General features: G+C 47.2%; 7 protein-coding genes. All 7 read right to left on the bottom strand.

Annotated features, from left to right (window positions below; genetic code table 11):
- Positions 1 to 4: 4 nt before the first annotated feature.
- Positions 5 to 1891: a RagB/SusD family nutrient uptake outer membrane protein gene (locus BACSA_RS14120; protein WP_013618713.1), complete on the bottom strand. Its 1887-nt coding sequence runs from the start codon at positions 1889 to 1891 to the stop codon at positions 5 to 7.
- Positions 1892 to 1922: 31 nt separating this feature from the next.
- The gene (locus BACSA_RS14115) at positions 1923 to 5132 is read right to left on the bottom strand and encodes a SusC/RagA family TonB-linked outer membrane protein (protein ID WP_013618712.1); all 3210 of its coding nucleotides are present in this window, start codon (positions 5130 to 5132) and stop codon (positions 1923 to 1925) included.
- A gap of 36 nt (positions 5133 to 5168) precedes the next feature.
- The gene (locus tag BACSA_RS14110) at positions 5169 to 6902 is read right to left on the bottom strand and encodes a glycoside hydrolase family 43 protein (RefSeq protein ID WP_013618711.1); all 1734 of its coding nucleotides are present in this window, start codon (positions 6900 to 6902) and stop codon (positions 5169 to 5171) included.
- A gap of 210 nt (positions 6903 to 7112) precedes the next feature.
- Positions 7113 to 8702 (bottom strand): glycoside hydrolase family 43 protein, encoded by a 1590-nt coding sequence (locus BACSA_RS14105; protein WP_013618710.1) that lies wholly within the window; start codon positions 8700 to 8702, stop codon positions 7113 to 7115.
- Positions 8703 to 8755: 53 nt separating this feature from the next.
- On the bottom strand, positions 8756 to 10117 hold the full coding sequence (locus tag BACSA_RS14100) for a glycoside hydrolase family 43 protein (RefSeq protein WP_013618709.1): 1362 nt from the start codon (positions 10115 to 10117) through the stop codon (positions 8756 to 8758).
- Between the two features lie 61 nt (positions 10118 to 10178).
- Positions 10179 to 12656, bottom strand: coding sequence for a glycoside hydrolase family 31 protein (locus BACSA_RS14095; RefSeq protein WP_013618708.1), 2478 nt, complete (start codon positions 12654 to 12656; stop codon positions 10179 to 10181).
- Positions 12657 to 12674: 18 nt separating this feature from the next.
- Positions 12675 to 13640, bottom strand: a complete 966-nt coding sequence (locus BACSA_RS14090) for a glycoside hydrolase family 43 protein (RefSeq protein WP_041584428.1) — start codon at positions 13638 to 13640, stop codon at positions 12675 to 12677.
- Positions 13641 to 13647: the final 7 nt, after the last annotated feature.

Raw genomic sequence — 13647 nt, 5'->3', positions numbered from 1 at the left:
CCCATTAATATCCGGCATTTTGATCCTCAGTTGAAATGGCATCATTCTTCAATATTTCGTTGTTTGGAATAGGGAACAATAACCGGCGGTTGTTGTGATCCCACGAACGGTAATAATGATAGTCATTCAATGCTGCTGGATCAGAATCGGGATAACCTACATTCTTAGGATATACGTGATTGATATAATCTTCAAACACTCCGGAACGTTGCAAATCAAATTTCAGACAGAATTCTGCATTGAATTCCTTGCGGCGTTCCATTGTCAAAGCTACCAACCATACAGGTGAGTTCATTCCTGTTTCATTTTTCACCTGGGTGTAGTAAGTACGTGCATCAGGTACTGTTACAGCTTCTTCTTGGAAAGGAATAGGATATTCAGTTGGGGCAGGTCTGTCTGTGTAATAATTGTTAAACTGTTCTTGATAGTAGGGCAAGTAAATGGCGGTAAGTTCAGCCTTACGTCCGACTTCCCTGTTTCCAAAAGCACGGTCGCGGATTTGTGCGATGTATTCCCATCCTGTCGCATCATCTGCTCCATGGTTACGGAAACGGCATTCGGCATAATCCAACAGTACATTTGCATAACGTTTGTAGTATATCTGTAGCGGAGAAATGTAATGTTGTCCCCAGTCCGCACGGGTCGTACGCCACCATTTCAAAGACCAAATAGCCGGAGCTTTTTCGCCTTCTGCATCTCTTTTATAGGTGGAATGTGTAATGTCTTGCTGCAAGTAGGGATGAGTAGACACATAAGTGCCATCGGATAATTGCCGGATATGTCCGACTTCTCCTTTTTCCTGAATCAAGTCTGTCACAGGCGCTGTAATGCCGGAAGCGTCTCTGCGACGGTCTCCGTCTTCATAGCTCATCCACCATTCCCATGATAGATAGAGCGTGCCCCAGCCTCCTAAATCAGGACAGGCACAATAAAAGTTCAATAGTTTACAGTCATAATTAAATTGTCCGCCCCATGCGCCGCCATTATCATAACGCTGGTAAACGACTTCCCAAAGAGCTTCTTTTGTCCAGACTGCTCCCGGATCCCATAATGTAGTGAATGAGGGATTCAGTTCATACTGCCCACTGTCGATGATTGATTTCAATAATTCTTCTGCTATCAGATAGGAAGAAGTTTCTACTGATTCATCAGGAGTTGCAAATGTATCGTATGTGGCATAATCGGCACTATGTTTATAGGCTTTCCACATATAGGCTTCGGCCAAATAGGCTGTAGCCATTCCTTTCGTGACACGTCCCGCCTCGTTATTGCGCGGTGCCCAAGTCAGGTTGTCGGCAGCATACTGAAGGTCTGCTATAATAAAGTCCCACATGGCTGCTTCGTTCTCTGCGCGGGGCTTATTGGGAGCGGTTGCATAAGTATCCTCCTCGTCAAGCATCGGAACACGTCCCCATGACTGGGTGAGGAACATATAGAACCATGCGCGTATGGCACGTGCTTCCGCCATCATCATTACTTTATCACTTTCCTCGAAATCGGCTTCTTTTAGTCCTTTAATAAAAGTATTACAACGAGAAATGGCATGATATGCATGATTCCAGCCATTACTTATATCATTATCATCAGCGGTCCACGCTTGGATACAGTAGTTGCGGTCCCATGCCGTTGCCTGGGTATCTAATGTAGGGTGATCTCCTAACATTATTTGTGGTTTCAGTCCCCAATCCCCGCAATAATCGCTATTCGGATAAAACATATCGTAGCAACCGATTAATCCGGATTCAGCATTTTCAATAGACGTGAACATCATATCACCATCTATGATATCGTAATAGTCGACGGTGAGAAAATCATCATGATTACACGCACTGGTACCTGCCATAAGAAGAAGGCCGGCGCAAACTTTCATATATTTCATTAATCTTTTCATGGTCTTTATGAATTATAGTTATGTCATCAATCTAAAATTTAACATTCAGTCCCAATGTATATATGCGCGGATAGGGATAACGGCCAACGTCAAGTCCGTTGTAAAGTAAGTTTTCTGTACTTCCTACCTCAGGGTCTCCGTATTTGTTATATCCTGAAATCGTGCAAAGATTCTGAATGGAGAAGTATACGCGGGCTGCATCTATTTTGGCATGTCTCAATATTTTCTCCGGGACGTTATAACCGATTTGCAGGTTGTTGATTTTCAAGAAATCTCCGCTTTTTACCCAAGCAGAAGAAACCCGACGGTTCCAGTTAGGATCCATATACGTAAGACGCGTTTCCGTTCCATGCGGATTGGCTTCTGACCATGCATTGGCAAAACGATCTTTTAGAATGTTATTAATTGCACCATCCGAATTATACATAGTGGATAAGGTCATGGCTGAGTATGAAAGGATATCTGAGCCTAACACCCCGTAAAAATAAATGGAGAAATCAAAGTTCTTATACTGTGCCGACAGATTCAGTCCGTAATTTAATTTAGGAAAACCGTTCCCAAGAATAGTCATATCCGATGCATCAATATGTCCGTCACCGTTCAAGTCTCTGTATTTATAGTCACCTACGTCTGTTCCGGTATATTGATAAGCGTCATAACCATTGGCCTGTGCCTGCGCATTCAATGCGTCGATATCTGAGCGGTTTGTAAAAATACCGTCCACTACATAACCGTAGTAAGAGCCTACAGCATAACCTTCACGGCATATACTGGAGTTTTCCCAGCCCATATCAGTCCCTACGGTCTCTCCTTGTCCTGTCATGTCCGCTCCCATTTTAACAATTTTGTTCTTTAATGTGGAACCTGTGAGAGTCACGCCGAAAGAGAAGTCGCGGTTCACGTTTTTCTTATAGTCAACAGTAAACTCGAAACCATTGTTACGGATTTTCCCATAGTTCGTGTACACTGATGTATAACCAGATGAGGGACGAAGAGAACGTTCGATGAGCAAATCCTTTGCCGTACGTACAAAGTAGTCCATGGTGATGTTCAGTCCTTTGAACAAGCCTAAGTCTATACCTACGTTGAATTGTTCATTGGTTTCCCAATGCAAATCGCTGTCTATGGCATTGGTCGCTGCCATACCATTACCGACAGTATATGTGCCGGATGCGCCGCCTGGAGTATTGAACAGATAGGTAGGAGTTGTACTAAGTTGGAGAATCGCTAAATTGGTAGGACCGCCTGAATTACCTGTCTGTCCCCAGCCTGCACGCAATTTCAGGTTGGTTATCACAGGATTATTTTTCAGGAAAGCTTCTTCCGAAATGCGCCAAGCTACAGCGGCGGAAGGGAATGTATCCCATCGTTTGCCTGTACCAAAGTTGGAAGAACCATCATACCGTACCGTTGCAGTAAAGATATATCTTCCTTTCAGGTTATATGTAGCACGTCCATAGTATGATATGGCACGTGTTTCCAAATCCAATCCGCCATCGGCCCAACGGCTGGTCTGATCATTGGTCAGAGAAATATCACGGATGTTGTCTGTCGGGAAATCGTAAGCCCTGACATAGGTATGAGAGCCAAAGCCTTTTGAAACCGTATTACCGGCCATAAGGGTAAGGTCGTGGTTGTCATTGTTCCAATGATAGGTGAAATAACTTTCAAGAGACATATTCGTGCTCTCTGCCGGATTAAGAATGAATACATCCCGGTCTTCTGTATTGCCTACACCCCGAAGTTCTTTCCATTCTCCATTCACTTGGTTGTAGCGCACGTGTGGTATTCCATATTCGCCATAGTCTCTGGCATAATGGCTATAAGAGCCTATCGTTCTAAAAGAAAGTCCTTTAAACAGTTTAATGTCAAGATAGGCATTGGCACGTACGCGATTTACACGTGTATAGCTTCCTATCTGCTGCTGCAAAGCGTAAACATTGTCTTTATTTATATGTTCCTGGCTACCTGCTGCACCTTGCGGATAAGTTCCAAAAGTACCATCGGGATTTACTATATTCGGACTTACGTATGCTCCTGTCGCATCATCAATATAATCCATGGTGGGAACCAAAGCTGCTGCATAACGTAGATTCGTAGAGGTCAATCCGGATGTGCTGACACTCATACCATCGGTACCGTAGGAACGTTCATGTACATAATTGACATCACCTCCCATTGTAATGAAATCTTTTATCTTGTGCGTAACATTGGCACGGGCCGTGATACGTTCATAATTGGAATTGACTACAACACCGTCTTGATCCAAATAACTGACTGATATCAAAGACTGGGTATTTTCATTTCCTCCGGATGCGGAGATGTTATACTGCTGGGTAAGGGCAATACGTGACATTTCATCCTGCCAATCTATTGACTTCCGTCGCCCGTCATATTCTGCATTGAATATCTTTCCACTCGGTGTTCCACCATCCGCACTACGGGCAATACGCAAGGCTTGTGAAAAGCCATCTGCATCCAGTACATCCAATGAATTTGCAGCTTGTTGTATACCCCAATTCGCGGATATGTCTAATTGAGTACGCCCTTTACTTCCTTGTTTGGTCGTAATCATGATAACACCGTTTGCGCCGGCAGAACCATAAATAGCTGTGGCTGACGCATCTTTCAGCACTTCCATGGATTCGATATCAGAAGGATTCAAATAAGAGACATCTGTACCAACCTGTACTCCGTCCACAACGTAAAGCGGATCTGCAGTACCATTAATGGTAGCTACGCCACGTACACGAACCGTAGGCACTGCACCAGGCTTTCCACTTGTTCCAGTCACGATTACACCTGCGGCAGCTCCTTGTAAGCCTTGCGCCACATTAATGGGATTCTTTTTCATGAAGCTTTCTCTGTCTACAGAAGCTACTGACCCAGAGAGGTCGCTTTTCTTCATGCTACCGTAACCGATTACGATTACGTCATCCAGCATCTCTGTGTCTTCTTTCAAAATAACAGACAACGATGTTTTTCCGTTAAGCGGAATTTCCTGTTTGACATACCCTATATAAGAAATCACCAATGTGGCATCGGCATCAACCATAATTTGGAATGTGCCATCAAGATCGGTAATCGTACCTTTCGAACTTCCTTTCACTACAACGGATGCACCAATAATTGGTTCATTGTCAATGGAAGAAAGGACCTTCCCATTGACTTGCTGACTTTGTCCCCATGCGATGCCGGTCCAAAGAAAGCTGGCTAACAAAAGCAATAGCTTCGTTTTCATACACGATTAAATTTAAGAATGAATAATAATTATTTTTTATTTCTGTTTAACTGCATATAAGCCAATTGTGCTGCCTGTGAATCCTCCGGCCTGAGCTGTGGAGAGATAGCGGGCATCTACTTGCTTACATAACGATTTCCATTGTCCTTCGGTTTCCGCATAATAGAAGTCATAGACCATACCTGTGGAAACTACTTTTAAGTCAATGGCTTGCGTCTGGTCGACCAGAGGCTGTTCTGCCAAAAGCCTGTTGCCTTCTTCTCCGGTTTGCCATAAGGATATGTAAAGCCCGTTGTCGTGACGGTTGACTCCCATGAAATAGTAATGGGTCTCGTTTTTAAAGAGCAACAGTCCGGCTGCTTCCTGTTCATTGGAAGGATGGAACAACATGCGGGTGGTGCAAGTAAACTTATGATGTTGCATCCGGCGACAGACAAGAGAAGGAGTTTTCTTCTCGGCTGCGGAAGACTCGCCACACGGAAGCATAAGGTAGCCGGGATATTGGGTCAGCGAAAGATCGGTTACAGGTGCCCGCAGGGTCATCCATGTCAGATCAAGCCGGTCTGTATCAAAGTTGTCCACTATTTCAAAATTGCCCGACAAATACGTACTGTCATTCCGTTGCGCATGGTTGCATTTGACCAATTGGGGAATCACTTCATCACCTTGCGTCAGATAAGGGAAGCCGTCTTCACTCCAACGGACAGGCAGCAGGAAGGTTTCACGACCCAAGTTTTCAAACAAATGATTGATGGGGCGGCAAGCCAGAAATACAGCCCACCAGTCGCCCGCCGGTCCTTGGATAAGGTCGGCATGACCAGCACAGGTAATCGGATTGGTGCGTTGATTGCTCAGATGACGTTGGGTTAAGATGGGGTTGCCTTTCCACGGTACGAAGGGACCCATGGGGGAGTCGGCCCGGAAAATCACTTCCGAGTGATAATCACCGGTACCTCCTTCAGCCGACATCAGATAGTATTTTCCCTTGATTTTATAGAGGTGTGGTCCTTCAATCCAAATCGGATTGTCTTCAGGATGTGCCCCTTTATTGACCAATATCTTGCGAGGGCCTATGGTGCGGTCGGTTTCCGGGTCAAATTCCTGTACACGAATGGTACGATGACCGTCATATTCTGGCTTGTTGTTGGGAGCGTCATCGTTGTTGACGATATAAGCACGCCCGTCTTCATCGAAAAAGAACGAAGGGTCGATGCCGCCTACTTCGGGCAACATGATGGGATCGGACCACGAACCGAACGGGTCTTTGGTCTTAACGAAGAAATTCCCCGCTCCTACATTGGTAGTTACCATATAATAAGTCTGGTTGTGCGGATTGTAGCTGATGGCCGGAGCAAAGATACCTCCACTTACATCTTGTCCCTCCATATTGACCAATTGGGACGGACGGTCGAGCACATGCCCCACCTGTTTCCAGTTGATAAGGTCGCGACTGTGGAACAAAGGTACACCGGGATAATAGGTAAAAGTCGATGTTACCAAAAAGTAATCTCCTTGTCCGTTGGTACAGATGGAAGGATCGGAATACCATCCGGCAAGAATCGGATTGTAGAAGTAGTTGCTGTCCGGTAAAGGATTGGTTTGATAGAATTCGTCTTCACCGGTATAGGTGAATTGGTCGAATATAGCCGTAGAGGGAGCTATTGACGGAAGGCTCTGTTTCGGCGAACAAGCTGTCAATAGGCAGCCGACCCCCACACAGAAAGATAAGAGTCCGGCAATTTTACGGTCGTTGCTTTTGTTTCTTCTCATGGTACTTAATTTATTTATCACTATTAATAATTATATTCGCAATAGCTGATTGATCTCGCTAGACAAAAGTAGAAAAAGTCCCCCAGTAGGTCTTATTGAAATGTGCATCATTATTTCTTTTGATGTGACTTCATACCTGTTTCAGGTGACTTTTTCTTTGCCCAATGCGACACATCACACTTTATTTGACTGATTATTAATAAGTAACGGTTATTCTGAATAATCGAAGTTTTCTACATCCACATAGCCTCCGGTTTCTTTCGTAGCATAGTTGAAGATGGCGAATTTACTTCCCATAAACATGCGGGTATAGTCGAATTGCATCTTTACCGGTTGTCCGATAGAACTCCATGCTACCCCATCGAGGCTGTAAGAGAAAGAAGCCCAATCCTGACCGGGACGGAAATCACCGGCTAAGCGTAAGTAAACGCGTGATTGAGAAAGGGGAATGACAGCATGTTCGACGGTCTGGACGTGCGCAATGCCATGAGCCGGTTCGCTAAAGATAGCTTTTTGTTCACTCATTACCAGCTGTAGGTCCTTGCCGTTTTTTAGAATGGAAAGCACACCGCTATCGCCGTTGAAAGCAGCCAGTCCGGTAACATCTCCGTCTTTCATGTGGGTTACATCCAAGCAGACAGTTCCGGTACAAGTAGGACCGCTCATACGTTGTGTCAGGGTGTTGGGAGCCAGAAACAGGTGTTCTACCACACGTGAGGTATGCAACCGCAGGCAGCCGGGACGTTCGCAAAGACTCCAAGCCTCATCCACCGGGTTGTGGTTCCACTGCCAGTAGAGGGAAAGCTTCGAAGAATCGAAATCATCCGACCCGCAAATGCCATCCAACGGAGCATAAGGCAAGGAGGGATCATCCGGTATTTTCCCTTGAGCATCACCCAACATGGGCCATCCGTCTTCTGTCCAGACACAAGGCATCAGGCAAGGTACGCGTCCTATGCCGCCACGGTCTTGGAAAATCAGCCCGTACCATTCGCCCTTGGAACCTTCCACTATGCAACCTTGTCCCACGCCTCCATAGCCTCCGAACTCGGTTTCGAGAATGATTCGTTTTTCATAAGGACCGGTGATGGAGTCGGCTCGGTAGCATACTTCCCGACGCAGACGTCCCGGTATGCTCCAGTCCATAGAAATCATCAGCAAATAGTACTTGCCATTGTGCTTGATGACAGAACTGCCCTCCAATAAACCTTGTTCGTCAGCATCACGCTCGAAAATCTGACAATCTATGCCACCGGGCAAGGCATCACTCAGGTCTGCATTAAGTTCGGTCAGATGTCCTGTCCCATGAAACAGATACACACGTCCGTCATCATCGAAGAACAAAGAACCGTCGTGAAAATGACGGGGACGGCTTAATAGAGTCCATGGCCCGGCAGGGTCGGTAGCTGTATAGATAAATCCGCGTCCCGGTGCGCCGTTGGCACTGAACCAGACATAAAATTTCCCTTGATGATAGCGGATGGACGAAGCCCACTGCCCTTGTCCGTAGGCAGTGCTATCGCCTAACAGGTCATAACGGGGACCATCCTCGATGCGAGGGAACACATAGCTGATAGTCTCCCACTGCTGCATGTCAGCCGACCGCATGATGGGAGCACCCGGCATGAGGTGCATGGTGGTGGAGACCATATAGAAATAGTCGCCAGCACGGCATACTGACATGTCGGGTACATCGGCATTGATAATCGGGTTGCGATAGCGATACTGCGCTGCAATGGGCACTGACAGGATGGCTAACAGGCACAACCCCAGAATACGAAAAACGCTTGTTGAATACATGATGATTTGATTTTACTTGTTTTGTTGATGTTTCTGATTTATGCGCATCGGAATCATTCCACTTGCCACCAGTCGAAATCGAACAATTCACCGTCCCCTCCCCGGAACAAGATAAACAGATCGTGCACACCGGTCAGTTGTTGTTGAATTTCAACGGTTAATTCTCCAGCCCGGCATACCGGTACCACAGCTAATATTTGACCGGCTGCATGGAATTCTATCGTTGCTCCGGTATCCTGCACTTTCATGACGGAAGCCAATAAGCGCTTGGCTCCCTCCTTGCCGAAGTCTACGGAGCGTAACCGCATCCAGTCGCCGTTGTGAATGGAAGTTACATAGTGATGATTACCTCCTGTGCGACGGTCGGTTTTCAGTCCGTAACTGTCAGCCATGGTTTCTGCCTCTACCCGTTCATAAGGATTTAAGTGGCTCACCGGGGTACGGACTCCTTCCCGGGTAAAGGGAATGAAGGGGATTTTGCCATCGGCCGTATAGCTGAACTCCTCAATGGCCGTAGAGCGTCGGAAACCTCCGCCGTTGACTGCCGTTCCGTTGTGGTAGAACATGAAATTACGTCCTTTGAACTCAATACTTCCGGCGTGAATGGTAAAGCTGTTTTCCGCTTCGTCCATGATGCGTCCCTCATATTTCCATGGACCGTTGATACTACGTGAAGTGGAATATGCCAGATGTTCGGGAACTCCTCCGGCTGCATAAACCAGATAGTAAAGCCCATTGCGTTTAGTCACCCAAGGACCTTCTTCGTAACCTGTTTTCAGTTTCTCCTTACCGAGTTGGTAATCCATCTTCATCACGAGCGGACCGAACGCTTCCGGGTCTTCCAGTCCTTTTACCGGCATGATTTCGCTACCCAAGGAAATCATGTCATCGTTCAATTTGGCATACCACAACCCGTTGTTCCCCCAAAAGAGATAGGATTGTCCGTCATCGTCAATGAATACAGACGGGTCAATAAAACCCCAGGCGCCGGGTACAAGTGGCTTACCCAGCGCATCTTTATAAGGTCCTTCGGGCCGGTCGGCTACCGCCACGCCAAGGCCGTGCAAATGCATGGTGGTATCTTCGGCGCATACATACCAATACCATTTTCCGTTTCGCTCCACAGCTTGTGCCGCCCAGGCATTGTCACCCTGTCTGGCCCATTGAAACGTTTCGGTAGAGAGAGGAGTGCCCCGGTAGGTCCAGTTCACCATGTCGGTGGTACTGTAGAGCAGCCAGTCTTTCATTTTGAAATAAAGCGCATCGTCTTCGTCGTGGTCGACAAAAAGATAGACGGTGTCACCATGTACATAAGGTGCCGGATCTGGGGTATACAGGGTTTGAATGATGGGGTTCTGTGCCGCTAATGCCACAGAGAAAAGTGTTGCGGCAAACAGGCTGCATATTTTTTTCATCTTTCTACTTGTTATTAAATGGTGAGTATTCGAATGTTGAAAGTCATGGTGCGGAAAACTTTTACCACTTCAGGGTTACTTCTCCTCCTTCATAAGCAACTTCGCGCATATCCATAACTGCTTGTCCGGCCTGTACAAGAGCGACGCGGAAACGGCGTTGTTGCAGCATGCCCGGATAATTTCCCTTCCGTTCGCCTATGGTCAACGTACGAGTACGGTCGTCCCAACGGAAAGGAATGGTGGTATATGCTCCCTTTTCGTAATTGTAATTGTCAAATTCATCCTCGTAGAGTGTGAACTCGCCATCAGCACCGGGGTAGACACGTATTTCGAGGTCATCCCAAGGCTTTTCCGTAGCATATTGCACGTCGGGTCCCAAAGGCAGGATACTGCCTGCACGTACATACAGGGGAATAGTAGCCAAAGTGGTTTCTTTTTCAATGGTTTGTCCTCCTTTGAAACGGGCATTCGTCCAAAAGTCATACCATTGCGTGCCGGCAGGAAGATATACTTCCGAACGGCGGGGTGCTGTAAAATCGACATGAAGATTGAACGGATCTGTTTCGGAGGCTTGGGCTGAAGAACTTTGGTTCCAACCTTCCATTTCGTCCGTGCTGATGATTTTCTCCGGTGTATACTGTGCTTCCAATACCGGAGCAACCAGTAGCGAAGAACCGAAGAGGAATTGGTCGTTGCAGTTCCATCCCTTGCGGTCTTCCGGAAAGTCCATTACTAACGCGCGCATAAAGCTGGAATGCCGGGAAGTCACTTGCCAGGAAGTGGAGTAAATGTAGGGCAACAGGGAATAGCGCATGCGGATGGCTTGCTCAATGGCATCATAAACGGGCTCACCCGATTGTCCGAAGTAGTAAATCTCCCGTTTCATATCCGTACCGTGCGAACGCATCATGGGATTGAACAGCCCGAATTGCATCCAACGTACATACAGTTCCTGGAAAAGCGGATTGCGGGTTGCACTACCGTCGGCATAAGTCCGATTGTAACCTCCGGAGAAAAATCCACCGATGTCGGTATTGAAATTGGGGTTACCTGTCAGCGTGAAGTTCAGTCCGGCCGGAATCTGGCAACGAAGTGTTTCCCAAGAAGAATTCACATCGCCCGACCATGTATTGGCACCGGTACGTTGCTGGCCGGCAAAAGCCGAACGGGTCAGGATGAATACACGCTTATCCGACGAAACTGCACGTTGATGGTCGTACACACCGTTTACACTCATTAGAGGGTAGGCATTACGCACCCGGCGGAAAGAACCGAGCGCAGTAGGTGTTTCCATATCCTCGGGTTTGAAGTCAAGATGGTCGGGTTCCGTAGAATCCATCCACCAGCCATCCAGACCGAAGTCGTACAAGCGGGTCAGGTGCTTCCAGTAGATGTCGCGTGCCACTGGGCTGTAAGCATCATAGACACGGACTCCCGAAGGATAGTCCATGCGGGGCGGCCATTGCTCGCTGATGCCGCTTTGCGGCCAGGTAGAAAAGTTGAAAAGCAATCCTTTTTCTGCCAAGTCACGATAAGGTTTGGTCTGCGGTCCGAAAGAAGACCAGATGGAGATAATCAGGTGGGCATGTTGCCGGTGTACCTCATCTACCATCTGTTGGGGCTCATTGAATTCAGAATTCATGAATTCCATGGCGTTCCATAAGTAGTTGTTGCCCCAATACTGCCAGTCTTGGATAATACCGTCCAAAGGTACACCCAGTTCGCGATGACGACGCACTACTTCCAACAGTTCTTCTTGTGAGCGGTATCGTTCGCGGCTTTGCCAAAAACCGTATGTCCATAGAGGAAGCATCGGTACGCTTCCCGTCAGCCGGCGCATGGCTGCAACGACATCATCTGCCTGTTCGCCTACCATGAAATAGTAGTCTATACAGTCACCCACTTCGGATTCGAAGAAGGTTTCCTCTGGTTTGTCGGCAAAACGGGTCGGCGAATAGTTATCCCAAAAGAGGCCATATCCTTTGACCGACTGGAAGAAAGGAACCGCATCTTCCACATTGCCTTGTACCAGTACACGGTCTTCACCCCGTTGCGACATTTTACCGTTTTGCAGGATGCCCAGCCCATAAATAGGCTCTTCCTTATCGAGACGGAATCCTTGACGTACTATATAGCTGCCTTGGTCTGCTCCTTCTTGCCGGCAGGTAAATTGGGAAGATGTCTCACGCAACAGACGTTTACCCCGTACATTAGTGAAAGCTATGCTACCGTCCCGTTTGTTTATCGTTAAAGTAAGAGCCGAACTTTTCAAGGTCAGCAGATTGTTTCCTTCGTGACGCAACACCTCAGTAGCCTCCGGCTGGAGTGTCACGGAAAGACTCTGTTTCTCCGGACGGTTTGTGATTGATGCCGGATATTTCAATATCCGTACAATGTCGGGGGCATAGAAAATGATTTGACATTCGGTCTGCCCGTCCACCGTAGTCAAGTTTATACGATTTTCTCCGCTATTTGTTTGCGCATACAAGAGAAAAGAAGATGCCAAAAGCATCCATAAGAAAACCGTTATTTGTTTCATCCTATTCATAATTTATTGTTATTGACACGTGATGATTCGTCCCTCCTCGTCATATTCCAATTCACAGACTTTCAGGCTGCGAAGCCATGTCTTTCCTCCGGAGGGGACACAGTCGTGATGGAATAGATACCACTTGCCATGGTAGGATACAATGGCATGATGCGTGGTCCAGCCCACTACAGGAGGCAAGATGACTCCCTGATAGGTGAAGGGACCATAGGGATTGTCGCCAATGGCGTAACACAACAGATGGGTATCACCGGTAGAATACGAAAAATAGTATTTGCCCTTGTACTTATGTACCCATGAAGCCTCGAAGAAACGACGTTCGGTATCGCCAGCCCGTAGCGGCTGGCCTTCTGCATCCAGAATGACTACCGGACGGGGGGCTTCGGCAAACTGTAACATGTCCTCGGAAAGTCGGGCTACACGTGCTGTCAATGCCGGTTCGTTTCCTTCGGGCAGAATGGCACTTTCCAAAGCCTTATTGTCCCGATAGCGTTGGAGCTGCCCTCCCCATAAACCACCGAAATACATATAAAAGCATCCGTCACCGTCATCCAATACGGCAGGGTCGATGCTATAGCTTCCCCGCATGGGATCGGGCTGAGGAATAAAAGGTCCTTCGGGGCGATCGGATACCGCCACGCCGATACGGAAGATGTCATTCCGGTCTTTCAACGGAAAGTACATATAGTATTTGTCTCCTTTGCATACCACGTCGCAATCCCATAGCTGACGTCCTGCCCACGGAATGTCGGCCACCCGCAATACCACACCGTGGTCGACAACTTCGCCATGCATCACATCGTCCGTGGAGAATACATGGTAATCGTTCATGTCGAAATGGTCGCCGTTATCATTCTCCGGAATGCCGCTTTCCCTATCGTGGGAAGGATAAATATAAACACGTCCGTTAAATACATGTACGGCAGGATCTGCCATATAATCCCAAGGAACTAAATATCTTGCTTCTTTTTTCATAATGAAA

Origin of the sequence: Phocaeicola salanitronis DSM 18170 (genome assembly GCF_000190575.1) — a bacterium.
Classification (GTDB): domain Bacteria; phylum Bacteroidota; class Bacteroidia; order Bacteroidales; family Bacteroidaceae; genus Phocaeicola; species Phocaeicola salanitronis.
This window is presented reverse-complemented; position numbering and strand designations above follow the sequence as displayed.